This window comes from Paraburkholderia yinzeri, assembly GCF_046581065.1.
In the GTDB taxonomy this organism is placed as follows: Bacteria; Pseudomonadota; Gammaproteobacteria; order Burkholderiales; family Burkholderiaceae; genus Paraburkholderia.
The window spans coordinates 3,374,924-3,392,958 of the sequence record NZ_JBFOCJ010000001.1 but is presented as its reverse complement, the minus strand read 5'-3'; the positions used below and the strand labels follow the sequence as shown (position 1 = coordinate 3,392,958).

General features: G+C 66.1%; 18 protein-coding genes. 7 read left to right on the top strand and 11 right to left on the bottom strand.

Features of this window, described 5'->3' with window-relative positions; all coding sequences use genetic code 11:
- Positions 1–107: 107 nt before the first annotated feature.
- From WJ542_RS16150 to WJ542_RS16140, 3 genes are read left to right on the top strand one after another with little or no spacing between them, the layout of a single operon-like run.
- Positions 108–356, top strand: a complete 249-nt coding sequence (locus tag WJ542_RS16150) for a DUF3311 domain-containing protein (RefSeq protein ID WP_411190229.1) — start codon at positions 108–110, stop codon at positions 354–356.
- The gene (gene mctP / locus WJ542_RS16145; RefSeq protein WP_411190227.1) at positions 353–1,903 is read left to right on the top strand and encodes a monocarboxylate uptake permease MctP; all 1,551 of its coding nucleotides are present in this window, start codon (positions 353–355) and stop codon (positions 1,901–1,903) included. The genes WJ542_RS16150 and mctP overlap by 4 nt, the downstream gene beginning before the upstream one ends.
- A gap of 35 nt (positions 1,904–1,938) precedes the next feature.
- Positions 1,939–3,120 carry an FUSC family protein gene (locus WJ542_RS16140; RefSeq protein WP_411190225.1) on the top strand — a complete coding sequence of 394 codons (1,182 nt, stop codon included), beginning with the start codon at positions 1,939–1,941 and terminating at the stop codon, positions 3,118–3,120.
- A 79-nt stretch (positions 3,121–3,199) separates the two neighbouring features.
- On the opposite strand, the gene WJ542_RS16135 is transcribed toward WJ542_RS16140, so the two are convergent.
- From WJ542_RS16135 to WJ542_RS16115, 5 genes are all read right to left on the bottom strand, one after another.
- On the bottom strand, positions 3,200–3,631 hold the full coding sequence (locus tag WJ542_RS16135; RefSeq protein ID WP_411190223.1) for a VOC family protein: 432 nt from the start codon (positions 3,629–3,631) through the stop codon (positions 3,200–3,202).
- Positions 3,632–3,841: 210 nt separating this feature from the next.
- Positions 3,842–4,801 (bottom strand): transaldolase, encoded by a 960-nt coding sequence (gene tal, locus WJ542_RS16130; protein ID WP_411190221.1) that lies wholly within the window; start codon positions 4,799–4,801, stop codon positions 3,842–3,844.
- A 256-nt stretch (positions 4,802–5,057) separates the two neighbouring features.
- The gene (locus tag WJ542_RS16125; protein ID WP_411190219.1) at positions 5,058–6,281 is read right to left on the bottom strand and encodes a benzoate/H(+) symporter BenE family transporter; all 1,224 of its coding nucleotides are present in this window, start codon (positions 6,279–6,281) and stop codon (positions 5,058–5,060) included.
- An 85-nt stretch (positions 6,282–6,366) separates the two neighbouring features.
- Positions 6,367–7,539, bottom strand: a complete 1,173-nt coding sequence (locus tag WJ542_RS16120; RefSeq protein WP_411190217.1) for a vWA domain-containing protein — start codon at positions 7,537–7,539, stop codon at positions 6,367–6,369.
- Between the two features lie 27 nt (positions 7,540–7,566).
- Positions 7,567–8,418, bottom strand: coding sequence for an AAA family ATPase (locus tag WJ542_RS16115; protein ID WP_411190215.1), 852 nt, complete (start codon positions 8,416–8,418; stop codon positions 7,567–7,569).
- Between the two features lie 321 nt (positions 8,419–8,739).
- Here WJ542_RS16115 and WJ542_RS16110 point away from each other — a divergent pair, with 321 nt between their 5' ends.
- Complete coding sequence (locus tag WJ542_RS16110) at positions 8,740–9,117, top strand: c-type cytochrome (RefSeq protein WP_411190213.1); 378 nt, start codon at positions 8,740–8,742, stop codon at positions 9,115–9,117.
- Between the two features lie 38 nt (positions 9,118–9,155).
- On the top strand, positions 9,156–9,554 hold the full coding sequence (locus WJ542_RS16105) for a c-type cytochrome (RefSeq protein WP_411190211.1): 399 nt from the start codon (positions 9,156–9,158) through the stop codon (positions 9,552–9,554).
- Between the two features lie 139 nt (positions 9,555–9,693).
- On the opposite strand, the gene WJ542_RS16100 is transcribed toward WJ542_RS16105, so the two are convergent.
- From WJ542_RS16100 to rsxB, 3 genes are all read right to left on the bottom strand, one after another.
- Positions 9,694–10,128 carry a DUF1841 family protein gene (locus WJ542_RS16100; protein ID WP_411190209.1) on the bottom strand — a complete coding sequence of 145 codons (435 nt, stop codon included), beginning with the start codon at positions 10,126–10,128 and terminating at the stop codon, positions 9,694–9,696.
- A 78-nt stretch (positions 10,129–10,206) separates the two neighbouring features.
- Positions 10,207–10,851 carry an endonuclease III gene (gene nth, locus WJ542_RS16095; protein ID WP_411190207.1) on the bottom strand — a complete coding sequence of 215 codons (645 nt, stop codon included), beginning with the start codon at positions 10,849–10,851 and terminating at the stop codon, positions 10,207–10,209.
- Positions 10,852–10,869: 18 nt separating this feature from the next.
- Positions 10,870–11,724, bottom strand: a complete 855-nt coding sequence (rsxB, locus tag WJ542_RS16090; RefSeq protein ID WP_411190586.1) for an electron transport complex subunit RsxB — start codon at positions 11,722–11,724, stop codon at positions 10,870–10,872.
- A gap of 468 nt (positions 11,725–12,192) precedes the next feature.
- Between rsxB and WJ542_RS16085 the strand changes: the two genes are divergently transcribed.
- Positions 12,193–12,825, top strand: a complete 633-nt coding sequence (locus WJ542_RS16085; protein ID WP_411190205.1) for a TetR family transcriptional regulator — start codon at positions 12,193–12,195, stop codon at positions 12,823–12,825.
- Positions 12,826–12,930: 105 nt separating this feature from the next.
- Here the strand turns inward: WJ542_RS16085 and WJ542_RS16080 are convergent, their stop codons facing one another.
- The 3 genes from WJ542_RS16080 to WJ542_RS16070 form a co-directional block, all read right to left on the bottom strand.
- The gene (locus tag WJ542_RS16080) at positions 12,931–14,208 is read right to left on the bottom strand and encodes a polyhydroxyalkanoate depolymerase (RefSeq protein ID WP_411190203.1); all 1,278 of its coding nucleotides are present in this window, start codon (positions 14,206–14,208) and stop codon (positions 12,931–12,933) included.
- A 214-nt stretch (positions 14,209–14,422) separates the two neighbouring features.
- Positions 14,423–16,276, bottom strand: a complete 1,854-nt coding sequence (locus WJ542_RS16075; RefSeq protein ID WP_411190201.1) for a glycoside hydrolase family 15 protein — start codon at positions 16,274–16,276, stop codon at positions 14,423–14,425.
- Between the two features lie 171 nt (positions 16,277–16,447).
- Positions 16,448–16,597 carry a DUF3096 domain-containing protein gene (locus WJ542_RS16070; protein ID WP_411190200.1) on the bottom strand — a complete coding sequence of 50 codons (150 nt, stop codon included), beginning with the start codon at positions 16,595–16,597 and terminating at the stop codon, positions 16,448–16,450.
- A gap of 178 nt (positions 16,598–16,775) precedes the next feature.
- Here WJ542_RS16070 and WJ542_RS16065 point away from each other — a divergent pair, with 178 nt between their 5' ends.
- A complete protein-coding gene (locus tag WJ542_RS16065; protein WP_411190585.1) occupies positions 16,776–18,008 on the top strand; it encodes a lactonase family protein in 1,233 nt (410 codons plus the stop codon).
- Positions 18,009–18,035 lie beyond the last annotated feature (27 nt).

Sequence of the window (18,035 nt, the reverse complement as noted above, 5' to 3'; positions counted from 1 at the left end):
TATACTCTCTTTGTCGTTTTCGGGGACCTGGCCGGCCACCCGCCTGCCGGGCCAGGATCCGCCCCACTGGGCGGCTCGCGCGACACGATAAGGAAAGAGGAGACGTCATGGCTAACGACGCCGACGCCGGCAAGAGCAGCAAACACTGGCTCTGGTTGCTGCTCTTGCCCTGGATCGCCATGATCTGGGTGCCGTCGTACAACAAGGTCGAGCCCACGCTGTGGGATTTCCCGTTCTTCTACTGGTACCAGCTGGCCTGGGTTCTGATCAGCGCCTGCATTACGGCGCTCGTCTATCACAAGACAAAGAACCGGACGAAGAACCGCAGCAAAGGCCACGCAGGGGGCGCGCGATGAACCTGACCGCGACCTTCGTCTTCGTTCTGTTCTTCATCGGCGTCACCATACTCGGCTTCGTTGCCGCGCACTGGCGTAAGGGCGACCTCGCCCATCTCGACGAGTGGGGTCTCGGCGGCCGCCGCTTCGGCACCGTCGTCACGTGGTTCCTGCTCGGCGGCGATCTCTACACCGCCTATACCTTCGTCGCCGTTCCCGCGCTCGTGTTCGGCGCGGGCGCAACGGGCTTCTTCGCGCTGCCTTACACGATCCTCATCTATCCGTTCGCGTTCGTCGTGTTCCCGAAGCTCTGGGCCATCGCGAAGCGTCATCGTTATGTCACATCGGCGGACTTCGTCAGCGCGCGCTACGGCAGCCGCACGCTCGCGCTCGCCATTGCCGTGACGGGCATCGTCGCGACCATGCCGTACATCGCGCTGCAGCTCGTGGGCATCGAGGTGGTGATCGGCGCGCTCGGCTTCGATACGACCGGTTTCGTCGGCGACCTGCCGCTCATCATCGCGTTCGCGATCCTCGCCGCGTACACCTACACTTCGGGCCTGCGCGCGCCGGCGATGATCGCCGTCGTGAAGGATCTGCTCATCTATATCACGATCGCTGCCGCGATCATCGTGATTCCCGCGCAGATGGGCGGCTTCAGCTACATCTTCGGCGCGGTGCCGCCCGCGAAGCTCCTGCTCAAGGCCCCCGATGCATCGAGCCTCAACGGCTACAGCGCCTACGCCACGCTCGCGGTCGGTTCGGCGCTCGCGCTGTTCCTCTATCCGCATTCGATCACGGCCGTTCTCTCGTCGTCGTCGGGCAATACGATCCGCCGCAACATGGCGATGCTGCCCGCGTACTCGCTCGTGCTCGGCCTGCTCGCGCTGCTCGGCTTCATGGCCCTCGCCTCGGGCGTGAAGGACATGCCGGAGTACGCGCCGTACTTCAAGGCCTTCGGCCCGAACTTCGCGGTGCCGGCGCTGTTCCTGCATTTCTTCCCGCCGTGGTTCGTGGGTGTGGCGTTCGCCGCCATCGGCATCGGCGCGCTCGTGCCCGCAGCGATCATGTCGATTGCCGCCGCGAACCTGTATACGCGCAACATCCACAAGGAGTTCATCAACCGCAACATGACGAACGAGCAGGAGACCAACATCGCCAAGATGGTCTCGCTGATCGTGAAGGTGGGTGCGGTGGCGTTCATCCTCGGGTTGCCGCTCACGTACGCGATCCAGTTGCAGCTCCTGGGCGGCATCTGGATCATCCAGACGCTGCCGGCCATCGTGCTCGGTCTGTATACGCGCATGCTCGACTGGCGCGGCCTTCTGCTCGGCTGGCTTGCCGGTATCGCTACCGGCACCTGGATGGCGATTTCGCTGGACCTCAAGGGCTCGATCTTCGTCGTGCATCTGTTCGGCATGGCCGTGCCGGGCTACGCGGCGGTCTGGTCGCTGATCGTGAACCTCGTCGTGGCCATCGTCGTTTCCGCGCTCGTGCATGCGCTTGGCGTGCGCAAGGGAGAGGACCGCACGCGTCCGGAGGATTATCTCGACGTCGTCGAGAACTGAGCCGGCTCGAACGTAAGCGGCTGTCCGCGCGCACCATGGCCCGATCCGAACCCGAAACCGCCGTCATCGGCGCCACGCCGCCGCGCCGCGGCCGCTCGCGGCTCGCGCGGCTGTGGCGCTCGCTCGCCTCGCCGTACTACCGCTATCGCAACGCGCGCATGATCCATAGCGTGCGCGTGGGCCTCGCGATGCTGGCCTCGATTCTCGCGAGCACCGGTATCGACATTCCGCACGGCATCTGGTCGTCGGTCACCGTGCTCGTGGTGATCGGCGGGCTGCAGCATCACGGCAACATCCGCAAGAAGGCGGCCGAGCGCTCGCTCGGCACGCTGCTCGGCGCGGGTATCGGTCTCGCGCTGATCGTCGTGCAGGGCTTCACGCATTCGCTCTGGCTCACCTACGCGCTGATGTCGATCGTCGCGGGCGTCTGCGCGTGGTACGCCATCGGCAAGCCCGGCTATGTTGCGCTCCTTACCGCGATCACGATGTGTATCGTCGCGGGCCACGGCGACAACCTGATCGACACGGGCCTCTGGCGCACGCTGAACGTGATGGTGGGCATCGTGATCGCGCTGGCGTTCTCGTTCGCCTTGCCGCTGCACGCTACGTACTCGTGGCGCTACCGGCTCGCCGACAACCTGCGCGACTGCGCGCGCCTTTACGTCCAGGTGGTGCACGGCGAGCACGCGGACCCCGACGAGCCGGTGCGCACGTTCATGCGCCTGAACGGGCGGCTCGTGCAGTTGCGTGCGCTGATGCCTTCGGTGGCGAGGGAGATCGACGTGCCCGTCGCGCGGCTGGAGCAGGTTCAGCGTCTGCACCGCGCACTCTTGAGCGCGCTCGAAATGATGTCGACAGGGATGGAGCACTGCGAGCAGCAGAGCGTGCGCGCGGCGTTTGCGGAGGGCGGCGCCGGCGTGCGGGGCGCGTTGCTGGCGACGGCGCGGGCCTTGCGCTTTGGCGGCGGGCGCCATCCGGAGGCGGCCGCGCGGGCGCTGCGCGCGGAGCCGGCCGTCGCGCCAGCGGGCCTTGCGGACGAGGCAGGTGGCGAGCTTACCCCGCTACCGCTCACGGCGGGCCCGCTCGCACCGGAATTACAGGGGCCATACTGGCTCGGCCAGCGAGTGGAGGAGCAGGTTGCGGCGCTGCGCGCGCTGCTGCTCGAAATGGAGCCGCGCTGGAATATCGAGCGCGCCTCGATGCACCACGTGGCATGAGGCGCGCTTCGTTTGCCAACCGCAAGGAAACTGCGCGGAGAAACTGCGAGGAAAACACGCCAGGCGTCGCCGGCGTTCGTCAGGCGGCGGGAGCCTCCTGCGGCGGCGCGCTGACCATCCACGGCACGCCGAAGCGGTCGGTCAGCATGCCGAAGCCGAGCGACCAGAAGGTCTTCTGGAACGGCATCGTCACCTGGCCGCCCTTGGCGAGCGCGTTGAAGTAGCGTTCGGCGGTGCCGGCGTCGGGTGCGGTCAGCGAAACGCTGAAGCCCTGAAACTTGTCGTGCCCGGTCATGCAGCCGCCGTCGGACATCATGAGCTGCGCATCGCCGATCTGGAGCGTCGCGTGCATGACCTTGTCGGCCAGCTCGGGCGGCATCGGCCGCGCCGGGTCGGGAGGCGCATCCTTGAAGCGCATCTTGAACAGTTCCTTCGCGCCAAGCGCTTCGCCGTAGAACGCGATCGCCTCGTCGCAGGCGCCGTTGTAGGAGAGGTAGGGCTGGATTTGCATCGTCGGTTTCCTTGCGGAGCAGATGACCGGCCGGCTGGACCCGCGGCCGGAGGCGGAGCCGGATAGCGCGGCCCGGATGAGCCGCTGCCCTGATTCTAGGAGCCGCCGGGGCGAGTCGGCGTTCCCTGGTGTCGCCAGGGTTTGCGAGAGCGCAGGTGGGACTGGAATTTGCGCAGGGCCGCACGAAGGCGAGGCCCTGCGCGAGGCGCGTCAGTGCGCGCGCAGCTCTTCGATCAGCTTTTCGAGCTTCACGGCGTCGGCGGCGAAGGCGCGGATGCCTTCGGCGAGCTTCTCGGTCGCCATGGCTTCGTCGTTCACGAGGAAGCGGAACGAGGACTCGTCCACCGGCACGCGCGCGATCTGCTGGTCCTTGAACGCTTCGGGCGAAAGCTTGCGCTCGATCTTCTCCGTGCTGTCCTGCAGCTTCTGCAGCAGGTCGGGGCTGATTGTGAGCAGGTCGCAGCCCGCGAGCTCGACGATCTGGCTCGTGGTGCGGAAGCTCGCGCCCATCACCTCGGTCTTGTAGCCGAACTTCTTGTAGTAAGCGTAGATGCGGCGCACCGACTGCACGCCCGGATCGTTCGCGCCGCCGTCCTTCGCTTCGTCCCAGTTCGGGCCCGCGGCCTTCTTGTACCAGTCGTAGATGCGGCCGACGAACGGCGAGATCAGTTGCGCGCCGGCCTCTGCGCACGCGGCTGCCTGCGCGAGCGAGAAGAGCAGCGTCATGTTGCAGCGGATGCCTTCCTTCTGCAGCACTTCGGCTGCGCGAATGCCTTCCCACGTCGAAGCGAGCTTGATCAGCACGCGCTCGCGCGCAATGCCGGCCGCCTTGTAGAGGTCGATGATGTGGTGCGCTTTTTCGATCGACTTCTTCGTGTCGAACGAGAGACGTGCGTCCACTTCGGTCGAGACGCGGCCCGGGATGATCTTCAGAATCTCGGTGCCGAAGGCGATCAGCAGGTGGTCGATGATCGATTCGACCGACTCGCCCGAGTGATCGCGCACGGTTTTTTCGAGCAGCGGACGGTATTCGGCCTTCTGCACGGCCTTGAGAATCAGCGACGGGTTCGTCGTTGCGTCCTGCGGCTTGTACTGCGCGAGCTGCTGGAAGTCGCCCGTGTCGGCGACGACGGTGGTGTACTGCTTGAGCTGATCGAGTGCGGTAGTCATGTCAGGCCTTGAGGGCGCTCTCGCGCCGTGTCGGTTGGTGTTGAACGGCCGGACGCCCGAAGGCGCCCGGGCGAAACGCGAAGGGGCGCTGCTGCGCCGCCGCCCCCGGTGCTTAGTCGCATACGGCGCACCTGGGTAGTGGACGGCGCCCTGGCCGCGCACGGGGCGCGGCGCACATCTGCCATTTTATGGCGGATCGGCAGACGTTGGGATGTTGCGCGACCGGGCCTGTGTCCTGCCGTCTGCAGAGGCGCGATCAGGCTCGGCGCGCGTTCAGCACGACCTGCGTGAGGACGCCTGCGACGAGCCCCCAGAACGCCGCGCCGATCGAAAGCAGCGTGAGCCCCGAGGCGGTCACCATGAAGGTGACGAGCGCGGCCTCGCGCTGCTTCGGGTCCTGCATCGCGTTGGTGAGGCCGCTCATGATCGAGCCGAACAGCGCGAGCGCCGCGATCGAGACGACGAGCGCTTTCGGGAACGCGGCGAAGAGCGCGGCGATGGTCGCGCCGAACGTGCCGGCGATCAGATAGAACACGCCGCACCAGACGGCCGCCATATAGCGCTTCGCGCGATCCTCGTGCGCGTGCGGGCCGGTGCAGATCGCCGCGGTGATGGCGGCGAGGTTCACGCCGTGCGAGCCGAACGGCGCGAGCACGAGCGAAGCGATGCCGGTCGTGGCGATGAGGGGCGAGGAGGGTGCGACCTTGTGGTCGTAGCCGTCGGCGCGCAGCACGGCGATGCCGGGCACGTTCTGCGAGGCCATGGCCACGACGAAGAGCGGAATGCCGATGCTGACGACCGCGGCCACGGAGAAAACGGGCATCGTGAAGACGGGCTTCGCGACGGCCACGCGGAAATGGCTGAAGTCGAGCAGCCCGAGCGCGGCGGCGGCGGCGATGCCCACCCCAAGCGTCGCGACGATCGCATAGCGGGGCACGGTGCGCTTGAAGACGAGGTAGGCGAAGAACATCGTGAGCACGAGCGGCGTCTGGACCTGCGCGGCGTGGAAGATCTCGATGCCGATCTCGAACAGGATGCCCGCGAGCAGCGCGGCGGCGATGCCGCCGGGAATGCGCTTCATGAGCGAGTCGAACCAGCCCGTAAGGCCGACCGCCGTGAGCAGCAGCGCGCAGACGAGGTAGGCGCCGATGGCTTCGGCGTACGGCACGTGCGGCAGCGAAGCGATCAGGAGCGCGGCGCCCGGCGTGGACCACGCGACCACGATGGGGGCGCGGAACCACAGGGAGAGGCCGATGGTGCACACGGCCATGCCGATGGAAAGCGCCCAGATCCACGAGGAAATCTGCGCTTCGGTGAGATGGGCGGCCTGGCCGGCCTGGAACATCAGCACGAGCGAACTCGTGTAGCCCGTCATCATCGCGACGAAGCCGGCGACCACTGCGGACACCGAAGTGTCGGCGAAGGGCCGCAGCGGTCCCGGCCGGAGAGCCTGAAGGTCGGGCGACGAAGGCGCGGTCATGCGGTGAATCTCCTCTTGATGCGTTGTTGTCGTGATGGTGCCTGGCGGCGCCTGGGTGGTGCCCGGTGGTGCGTTTGGTGCGCCCTTACTTGCTGAGCGTGCGCATGGCCGTTTCGAGCCCGGCGAGGGTGAGCGGGTACATGCGGTGGCCGAGAATCTCGCGAATGACCGACACCGACTGGCGGTATTCCCACAGCCGCTCCGGTTCGGGATTGAGCCACGCGAAGTGCGGGAAGTGGTCGGCGAGGCGGCGCAGCCACACGGCGCCGGCCTCGGGGTTGTTGTATTCGACCGAGCCGCCCGGCTGCAGCACTTCGTAGGGGCTCATCGTGGCGTCGCCGACGAAGATCAGCTTGTAGTCGGGCGTGAACTTGTGCAGCAGGTCCCAGGTGGGCGTGCGCTCGGCGTGGCGGCGGCGGTTGTTCTTCCACAGGTAGTCGTAGACGCAGTTGTGGAAGTAGTAGAACTCGAGGTGCTTGAACTCGGCCTTCGCGGCCGAAAAGAGCTCTTCGGTGCGCCGGATATGGTCGTCCATCGAGCCGCCTACGTCGAGCAGCATCAGCACCTTCACGTTGTTGTGGCGCTCCGGGACCATCTTGAGGTCGAGCCAGCCCGCGTTGGCGGCGGTGCTGCGGATCGTGCCGGGGAGATCGAGCTCTTCCACGGCGCCCTCGCGCGCGAAGCGGCGCAGCCGCCGCAGCGCGACCTTGATGTTGCGCGTGCCGATCTCGACCTGATCGTCGTAGTCGCGATAGGCGCGCGCGTCCCATACCTTCACGGCGCTGCGCTGGCCGCCTTCGCCGCCGATGCGGATGCCCTCGGGGTTATAGCCGCCGTTGCCGAACGGCGAGGTGCCGCCCGTGCCGATCCACTTGCTGCCGCCTTCGTGGCGCTCCTTCTGCTCTTCGAACAGTTCCTTCAGGCGCTCCATCAGCTTGTCGAGACCGCCCATCGCCTCGATCTGCGCGCGCTGCTCGGGCGTGAAATCGCGTTCGAGACGCTTCTTGAGCCAGTCCTCGGGGATCTCGAACGCCAGCTCCGACTTCTTCTCGATGCCGCGAAAATACGCGCCGAAGGCCTGGTCGAAGCGGTCGAAGTATTGCTCGTCTTTCACGAGCGTCATGCGCGCGAGGTAGTAGAAGTCGTCGAGCGACGGCGCGATCACGCGCTCCTTGAGCGCTTCGACGAGCGTGAGGTACTCCTTCACGGAAACCGGCAGCTTCGCGTCGCGCAGCGTGTAGAAGAAGTCGATCAGCATGCGGGGCCTCCGGGCGCGCGCGGCGCTTCAGCGGTTGTGGCGGTTCATGTAGATGAGGCGCTCGAACAGCGTCATGTCCTGCTCGTTCTTGAGCAGCGCACCCGCGAGCGGCGGCATGGACTTCTGGCCGTCGGCCGCGCGCAGCGCGTCGGGCGGAATGTCCTCGGCGAGCAGCAGCTTCAGCCAGTCGAGCAGTTCCGACGTGGACGGCTTCTTCTTCAGCCCCGCGACGCTGCGCAGTTCGAAGAAGCTCGAGAGCGCCGCGTTCAGCAACTCCTTGCGGATGCCCGGATAGTGCACCTCCACGATCTGCTGCATCGTGGAAGGGTCGGGGAACGTGATGTAGTGGAAGAAGCAGCGGCGCAGGAAGGCGTCGGGCAGCTCCTTCTCGTTGTTCGACGTGATGATCACGAGCGGGCGCTGCTTCGCCTTGATGAGCTCGCGCGTCTCGTACACGTAGAACTCCATGCGGTCGAGCTCGCGCAGCAGGTCGTTCGGGAACTCGATGTCGGCCTTGTCGATCTCGTCGATCAGCAGCACGCTTTGCTCGTCCGACTCGAACGCCTGCCACAGCACGCCCTTAACGATGTAGTTGCGGATGTCCTTCACGCGCTCGTCGCCAAGCTGCGAGTCGCGCAGGCGCGAGACCGCGTCGTATTCGTAGAGGCCCTGTTGCGCCTTCGTCGTCGATTTGATGTGCCACTGCATGAGCGGCATGTTCAGCGCGGCGGCGACTTCTTCGGCCAGCATGGTCTTGCCGGTGCCGGGCTCACCCTTGATCAGCAACGGGCGCTTGAGCGTGATCGCGGCATTGACCGCGAGCTTGAGGTCGTCGGTGGCGACGTACTGCGATGAGCCTTCGAAACGCGTGGCGCACATGGTGGAGACCGCCCACTGAAAAAAATCCCAGTATAAGTCAGATGGGGTGTCGCGTCGGAGACGCCTCGCGTATGGTAAGGCCACCCGGGGAGACCGGCGGGGGCGGGCCGGCCGGCCGCGCGTGGCGCGCCGTGTGGACGGCCGGCGCGGGGGCGCGGTACAATCGGTTCGATTTTTTTCGCCCGGCACGGCGACGCAAAAGTACAAACGGCAGTGAGAACGGCGGTACAGGCGGTACAAACGGCGCAGGCACGGCGCAGGTCGCGGCTTGCGGTTCGGGCGTTCGAGTCCCCTTAAGCCACTTGAGCCAGGTTGAGTGCTATGAAAAAAATTGTCGGCAGGCACGTCGTGAGCACGGCGTTGACGGTGCTGGCGGCGTTCGCGGCCACGGCGGCGTCCACGGCGTATGCGGATGTCGTGGGCAATGCGACGGCAGGTCAGGGCAAAGTCGCGATGTGTATCGGGTGTCATGGTATTCCCGACTATCGCACTGCCTATCCCGAGGTTTACCACGTGCCGATCCTCGGCGGCCAGAACGCTCAATACCTCGCAAACGCGCTGCACGCCTACAAGAAGGGCGATCGCCACTTCGAGACCATGCACGCCATTGCCGCTTCGCTGTCCGATCAGGACATCGCCGATATCGCTGCTTATTACTCGTCGCAGACGGCCAGCTCGAAGAACAATCCCGACAAGTAACCGGCACCTGACCGGGTATGCACGGAAGAGGAAAATTCATGAACAAGCCCACCCAGGCCGCGCAGTCTGTCTTTGCCCACGCGTTTGCGAAAGGCGCCGCATGCGCCGCCGCGCTGGCCGCGGCCGTTGCATTGCATCCCGCATACGCGGCCGACGCGGCCAACGGCAAGGTGCTCGCCGACAGCCACAATTGCGCCGCCTGCCACGGCGTCGGCCTGAACAACCCGGTGAGCCCGGAATATCCGAAACTCGCGGGCCAGCATGCGGACTACATCTACTGGGCGCTGCGCCAGTACCAGATGGGCACCGGCAACCCGCATCTGGGCCGCAACAATCCGATCATGCAGGCGCAGGTGCAGAGCCTCTCGCAGAACGACATGAAGGACCTGGCCGCGTACATCGAATCGCTCCAGGGCAATCTGGTCGACAAGAAGTGATGCGCTGCGCGGCCCATGCCGCGCAGCGTGCGAGGACAAGACCCCGCGAGGGTCCCGCCGGCAGGGCGGGGCGTTCGCGGGGTTTTTCATGCATGCCGGGTATCCGGAGAGTTCGGCGGGACCGTCCGGGAGGGTGCGCCTAGTCGCGCGAGGCGCGGCGTTCGATGCGTGCGAGATAGGCGTCCGTGTCGGGCGGGGTGTTGGTGCGCTGCGCTTCCCAGATCGTTTCGCCGAGACATTCCATGATCGCGTGCTGCGCGTCATGCGTGGAGCCGAGCCGCGCGGCAAGCCGGTCGTGCGCCGCGCGGATGCCGGGCGGCTGGTCGATCGACAGCTGTTCGCTGATTGCAAGGTGCATCGACAGATGCAGGAAGGGGTTGCTCTGGCCGCGTTCGGGCGAATAGTCCTGCGCGGAGGCCGCCTCGGCATCGGCGAGTTCGGCATGGTACTCGGGATGCTCGACGATCCAGTCGGCGGCGATCGCTTCGAGCGGGGTCAGGATTTCGCCCGCGCGCTGCTTGCGCCAGGTCTCGGTGAAAAAGCGGCGGACTTCGTCGCGGCTGGGATTGAACATCTCGTGTGGGGCTACGTGTGGCTATCTGTGGCGCGAGCGCTCATTTTACGCCGCGCGGCGCGCACGCGCCGGCCCCGCTCACAGCTCGGGCGGCGGCGTTTTCGGCCTGAATTCGCATAGCGGCTCGATCACGCAGTGCCAGCACTCGGGCCGGCGCGCCTTGCAGACGTAGCGGCCGTGCAGGATCAGCCAGTGGTGCGCGTCCTGGCGAAACTCGGGCGGCGTGAACTTTTCGAGGGCGGTTTCGACGGCGCGCACGTCCTTGCCAGGCGCGAGCCCGGTACGATTGGCAACCCGAAAGATGTGCGTATCGACGGCGATGGTCGGCTGGCCGAATGCCGTATTGAGCACCACGTTCGCGGTCTTGCGTCCGACGCCGGGCAAGCCTTCGAGCGCCTCGCGCGTCGGCGGGACTTCGCCGTCATACTGCGCGAGCAGGATTTCGCAGGTGGCGATGACGTTCTTCGCTTTCGTGCGGTACAGGCCGATGGTCTTGATGTAGTCGGCCACGCGTTCCTCGCCGAGCGCGAGCAGTGCCTGCGGTGTGTTCGCCACGGGAAACAGCTTGCGCATGGCCTTGTTCACGGAAACGTCGGTCGCCTGCGCCGAGAGCATCACGGCGATCAGGAGTTCGAACGGCGTCGTGTATTCGAGCTCGGTGGTCGGGTGCGGGTTGAGGCTTTGCAGCGTTTCGTAGATTGCCCGGCGCCTGGTTGCATTCATGTTCGTGGTTTCGTCTGCTTAAGCCAACGTGTCGTCGTTCTTGTCCGGATGCGTGGCGCCGGTGTCGCGGCCCGCAGGTGCGTCGATGCCGAGGCGCCGGCGGCGTACTTCGGCGGCGTCGATCTGCGCCTGCACGTCGGAGCTCACGTTTTCCGTGTTGCGCGGGCCGAGACCCTGTTCGGCCAGTTCGGCCTTCTTGCGGCGCGCCCGCTCCAGCGCCGCCTGGATAATCGCTTTCTTCTTCGCTTCGGCGTCGTCGGCGGGCGGGTGTGCGCTTGCAGCAGAAGCGTCCGCCGACGACGCCGTCGTCGTAGCCGTGGCGGCTGCGGCCCGCCGTGCCGCTGCGCGCGCAACCGCTGCGTCGCGCTCGCCGGCGAGGCGAGCGAGGCGCCGGTCGTGGCGCACGCGTGCCGCGGCGGCTTGCTGTTCGGTCCAGGCATCCCAGCCGGTTGCGTCGCCCGTGACGGGGATCATCGCGATGCAGTCGACCGGGCATGGCGCGACGCACAGGTCGCAGCCCGTGCACTGGTCCTCGACGATGGTGTGCATCTGTTTGGGTGCGCCGACGATCGCATCGACGGGGCAGGCCTGCATGCACAGCGTGCAGCCGATGCACAGGCTCTCGTCGATGAAGGCGACCGGGCGGGGCCGCTCGACGCCGTTGGCCGGATTGAGGGCAATGACGGGTTTGCCGAGCAGGCGGGCAAGGCGCGCCACGCCTTCCGCGCCGCCGGGCGGGCACTGGTTGTAGTCCGCGGCGCCGGCGGCGACGGCTTCGGCATAGGGCCGGCAGCCGTCGTAGCCGCACTTCGTGCATTGCGTCTGGGGCAGCAGATCTTCGATGCGATCTGCGAGTGTCTTGGAATCGTTCACGGTGGCAACATCGGGGCGGGCCGGGCGAGGCCGGGATCTGTGCCCGCCGCCTGCGGGAGCGTCGCGGCGGGAGGGCGCGCGCACGGCGCCAAAGCTCGCATTATCGCCGATTTCCCGCATTGCCATTGGCGGACCATGTGCCATAATCAAAGCGCTTAATTCGAACAATAAAGAGACGAACAGCGGGAAGAACAAAGGGAGAACAGCGGCGCGAACGAAGCTGATGACTTCGGCGCCGGGAAAGGGACAGGCTTTGGAAGAGGGCGCCGACGCAGCGCGCCGCATCGCGGCGCAATATACGGCAAAAACGACTGCATACAACAACAGCGAACGCAAGACCGTAGGATGAAGGGTGTCCATTAACCTGGCGCGCCCCGTACAACGCTGCCGCCGAAAGGCGAACACCGGGCAAGGAGCGGTCCGGCGGCGTGATCCGGAACACGCGGCTTACCGAGCGATCCTGCCACCATGAATCAACCCAAAATCAAAAGAGATCCTGAAGGCACGCGCCGCCGCATTCTGCTGGCCGCGGCGGAGGAGTTCGCCAATGGCGGCCTGTTTGGCGCACGCGTCGACCAGATCGCGCGCCGCGCGGAAACCAACGAGCGCATGCTCTATTACTACTTCGGCAGCAAGGAGCAGTTGTTTACGGCCGTGCTCGAGCACGCGTTCTGCGCGCTCAACGAAGCGGAAGGCACGCTCGACCTCGCCGGCCTCGCACCGGTGGAAGCGATGACACGGCTCGCGCATTTTGTGTGGGACTACTACCGGGATCATCCCGATTTCCTGCGCCTCATCAACAACGAGAATCTGCATGAAGCACGCTACATGCAGAAGTCGACGCGCATTCGCGAGATGATTTCGCCGATCGTGGCGACGCTCGGCGCGATCCTCACGCGCGGCGAATCGGCAGGGCTGTTCCGTTCGAACGTGGACCCGCTGCGCCTTTACGTGACGCTTTCGGGCATGGGCTATTACATCGTGTCGAACCGCTTTACGCTCGCCGCAACGCTCGGGCGCGACTTCAGCACAAGCGCCGAACGCGCCGAGATCATCCAGCTCAATACGGAGATGCTGCTCGCCTTCCTGATGCGCAAATAGCGCAGGAAGTGTAGGGGAAGCGGCCGGAATCCGATCCGAAGACAAGGCCCGAAACGACATGCGCGCCGTCCATGACGGCGCGCGTGTTGTCGTGCTCGCGTGCGTTCAGGCGACGGCGTTTTCGCTCGCGGAATGCTTGGCCTTCTGGTGCTGGCGAATGAAGTCGCGCAACTGCGGGTAGATGATGGTGCGCCAGCGGCGGCCCGAGAAGATGCCGTAGTGGCCGCACTTTTCGGCGGTGAGGTGATGCTTGTCCGCTTCGGGAATGCCCGTGCAGAGGTCGTGCGCGGCACGCGTCTGGCCCGAGCCCGAAATGTCGTCGAGCTCGCCTTCGATCGTGAGCAGGGCCGTGGTGCTGATGTCCTGCGGGCGCACGCGCTCGCCGGACACGTCCCATGTGCCCTCCGCGAGGCGGAACTCCTGGAACACGGTCTGGATCGTCTCCAGGTAGTACTCGGCGGCCATGTCGAGTACGGCGTTGTATTCGTCGTAGAACTGGCGATGCGCTTCGGCATCCTCTTCGTCGCCGCGCAGGAGGCTCTTGTAGAAGTCCCAGTGCGAGGCGGCGTGGCGGCTCGGATTCATCGCGACGAAGCCCGCGTGCTGCAGGAAGCCCGGGTACACCTCGCGCCCCTCGCCCGGATAATTCGCCGGCACCGGATGGATCACGTTGTTCGCAAACCATTCGTGGGAGTGCTCGGTGGCGAGCGAGTTGACCGAAGTGGGGCTGCGGCGCGCGTCGATCGGGCCGCCCATCATCGTCATCGTGAGCGGCGTGTCCTCGCCGCGGCTCGCCATCAGCGAAATCGCCGCGAGCACGGGCACGGTGGGCTGGCACACCGAGATCACGTGCAGGTTCCTCGCGCCGATATGGCGGATGAATTCCTGGATGTACGCGACGTAGTCGTCGAGGTGGAACGGGCCGGCTTCGAGCGGCACCATGCGCGCGTCGATCCAGTCGGTGATGTACACCTTGTGGTCCTGCAGCAGCGTGCGCACGGTGTCGCGCAGCAGCGTGGAGTGGTGGCCCGAAAGCGGGGCGCACAGGAGCACCGCGGGCTCGTCCTTGAGCGTGGTGACGGCGTGGCTGTCGTCGGCGTAGCGCTTGAAGCGCAACAGGCGGCAGAACGGCTTTTCGACGATTGTTTGTTCGACGATGGGAATGTTGAAGCCGTCTTTCGTGATCTGGCGGATGTTGAACTCGGGCTTTTCGTAATCCTTGCCGAGCCGGTAGATCAGCTCGTAGCCGGCGGCGAGGCGGGTGGCGCCCGGCACGAGGGAGAACGGGCTGGCCGGGTTCGAGAAGGACTTCGAGGCGGCCTGGGCCCAGGCCGTCAGCGGGCTCAGCAAAGCGCGCTGAAATTCACGGATTTGGTAGAGCATGGACGCTCCAGCATCATGGGGTGATTCGCACCGGGGCACGCAACGCTTACGCAGCGCAATATCGGGACGACGGGTTTGGGGGAAAATCGCTTCGGAAAAATCAGACAAATGGCTCGCGCCGCCCGGCAACCGAGGTCTAACACATCGGACCCCATATTGTTGTGCGGCGCAACAAGCATAGTGTAACGCACCTCCATGAAAGCCGATCGCTGCGTCAGGGCGCCGCAACAGTTTCGAATTCCGCCGACACGCCCGTGTACGGCGGATGGCCCGTTTCCTTCGCCATTTCCTGCTCGTGGCGCATGAGATTGAGTCCCGTGTGCACCAGCGCCACGTGCGAGAACGCCTGCGGGAAATTACCCACCAGCCGGCCCGCTATCGGGTCGTACTCCTCGGCGAGCAGCCCGACGTCGTTCGCGAGCGAGAGGAGCCGCTCGTACATGCGGCGCGCGTCGTCCATGCGGCCCAGCAGCGCGAGGTTGTCGACCATCCAGAAGCTGCACGCGAGGAAGGTGCCTTCGCCGGGCGGCAGGCCGTCGTTGAATTCGGTGGTGCGGTAGCGCATGACGAAGCCTTCGCACATCAGGTCGCGCTCGATGGCCGCGACGGTGCCCGCGATACGCGGGTCCGAGGCGGGCAGGAAGCCCACGAGCGGCATGAGCAGGAGGCTCGCGTCGAGCTCGGTGCCGTCGTAGACCTGCGTGAAAGTATTGAGCGTCGTGTTGAAGCTGCGCGCGCAGATGGTCTCGTGGATCGTGTCGCGCAGCCCGCGCCAGTGATCGAGCGGGCCCGGAAGCTCGAACTTTTCCGCCGACTTGACCGCGCGGTCGAACGCCACCCAGGCCATCACCTTCGAGAACGTGAAGTGCTGGCGGCCGCCGCGCGTTTCCCAGATGCCCTCGTCGGGTTTGGTCCAGATGGTTTCGAGGTGTTCGAGCATCGCGCATTGGATCGACCACGCCGTGTCGTCGGCCTGCAGCCCGCCCACGCGCGCGAGGTGCAGCGCGTTCATCACTTCGCCATAAACGTCGAGCTGCAACTGCCCCACCGCGTTGTTGCCGATGCGCACGGGCGCGGAGTTTTCGTAGCCGGGCAGCCAGTCCACTTCGAACTCGGGCAGGCGCCGCTCGCCCGCGATGCCGTACATGATCTGCAACTGCGATGGCGAGCCCGCCATCACGCGGCCAAGCCATGCGCGCCAGGCGCGCGCCTCGTCGTAGTAGCCCCCGCGCATCATGGCGAGCAGCGTGATCGTGGCGTCGCGCAGCCAGCAATAGCGGTAGTCCCAGTTGCGCGTGCCCCCGAGCTGCTCGGGCAGCGACGTGGTGGGCGCGGCGACGATGCCGCCCGTGGGCTCGTAGGCGAGCGCCTTGAGCGTGATGAGCGAGCGGCGGATCGGTTCGGCCCAGCGGCCCTCGACGGTGCTGCGCGCGGACCACTCGGACCAGAAGTTCTCGGTGCGCGCGAGCGCCGTGAACGGATCGCGCGGCGGCGGCAGCCGCAGATGCGAGGCGGCATAGGCCAGCGAGAACGGCACGCGTTCGCCTTCCTTCACCTCGAACTGCGCGACCGTGCGCATGTTTTCGCCCTGCAGGTCGACGGGCGTGCGCAGCACGACGGTGTCCGGGCCGACCGTCGCCTTGATGCCGCTCTCGTAGGTGAGACGGCTCACCCACGGCACCGAAAAGCCGTAGTCGAAGCGCAGCACCAGCTCGGTCTGCATGCGCACGGTTCCGCGCCGGCCCACCACGATGCGAACGAGTTCCGACCAGCCGTTGCCGGGCGGCATGAAGTCGATCAGCGTGACGGCGCCATCCGGTGTCTCGAAATCGGTTTCGAGGATCAGCGTCTCGCCACGGTAGCGGCGCGTGGTTTTGATCTCGACGCCATCGTCGACGACGGGGGCGACGACCCAGCGGCCGTTGTCCCCGGTGCCGAGCAGCGCGGCAAAGCACGCGCCGGAGTCGAAGCGCGGCCAGCAGAGCCAGTCGATCGAGCCGGCGCGGGAAACGAGCGCGGCCGTATGGCCGTCGCCGATCAGAGCATAGTCTTCAATGGGTGCAGGCATGGTAAGCAATTTGACAGCTTCCGGACGATTCGGCAGCGAGTCCGATAGCGGGTTTAACGGCAGATTTCACGCACAAGATTAGTGGGTGCGAGCCTGCTCGCGCAACGCGTTTTATTGCAAGGGGGCCGGTCCCCGAGCCGCGGGGCGCCGAGGGCGATGCATCCGGGGCGATCAGAGGTGGCCGTTCGTGCCGAAGAGGCCCACGAGGCCGATGATGATCAGGTAGAGCGCGACAATGTAGTTGAGCAGGCGCGGGGCGGCGAGGATCAGGATGCCTGCGATCAGCGAGGCGAGGGGACCGATGGCGAGATGGACGTTCATGTTTCCTCCCTGGTTTCTTCCTTGCAGCGGGTCACGCGCGGCGCGCGGGCGCCGAACCTTTCTTATACTGGGCCGAAATCCTTCAGAACATGGCGCGCACGCACGATGATTGCGCCGCTTTCAGACTCACAAGAAAAAGGAGATCGACATGTCCCAGCGCCCAGCATCCGCATACCGCATGCCTGGCCTTTCCCGTCCACTCGGCCCGCGTCCGCGCGGGCTGCTTCGATCGCTCGCCAAGGGCCTCGTCATCATGGTTTCCATCGCCGCCACGCACGCCTTCGCGCAGTCGTCGCCTGCCGCCGCGCCGGCGGACGGGGTCTACGACCTGATCGTCGGGACCTATACGGGCGGCAAGAGCGAGGGGCTGTACGTCTACCGCTTCGACACGAAAACCGGCGATGCGACCCAGGTGAGCGCCGCGAAGACCGTGAATCCGTCCTACCTCGTCGTGAGCCGCGACCGGCGCTTCGTTTATGCCGTGAACGAACTGCCCGGCGACAACGGGCCGGCCTCGCTGCGCGGCGACGTGAGCGCGTTCGGCTTCGATCCCGCGAGCGGCCAGCTCACGTTCCTCGACAAGGTGTCGTCCGAGGGCAACGACCCGTGCTACCTGAGCCTCTCGCCGGACGGCAAGTATCTGTTCGTCGCGAACTATTCGGTCGCTGCCGATCCGGGCGGCAGCTTCGCCGTGCTGCCCATCGAAGCGGACGGCAAGCTGGGCACGGCCGTACTCACCGTCCACCACGAAGGCGGCGGTCCCGTGAAGGGGCGCCAGGACAATGCGCACGTGCATTCCACGGTGTTTTCGCCGGACGGCCGCTTCCTCTTCGTCCAGGATCTCGGCGCCGACAAGGTCTACGCCTATCGCTACACGCCGGACGGTAGCCGCGGCCTCGTCGGGCCGACCGAATGGCGCTATACCGACATGAAGGCCGGCAGCGGGCCGCGCCATCTGGTGTTCGGCAACGACGGCCGACACGCGTATCTCACGAGCGAGCTGGCGGGCACGGTCAGCGTTTTGAGCTATCGCGACGGCCATCTCGCCGTGGAACAGATCGAGACGCTCGCCGCGCCGGGCTTCAAGGGCAAGGTAGGCGCCGCCGCGCTGCATCTGTCGCCGGACGGCCGCTTCCTTTACGTCTCGAATCGCGGCGACGCCAACGACATCTCGATCTTCGCCGTCGACGCAAGCACCGGCAAGCTCAGACGCGTGGGGCGCCAGGCGAGCCTTGGCGGGTCGCCGCGCGAGTTCGCGATCGATCCCACCGGGCATTGGCTGATTGTCGGCAACCAGAACAGCGATACGGCCTATGTGTTCCGCCGCGATCCGCAGACGGGGCTGCTCGGGCCGGATCCGAAGCGGCTCGATATCGGCTCGCCGGTCGACTTCAAGTTCGTGGCGCCGTGAGTTCGGGCGGCGTGCGCCCGCCGGGGC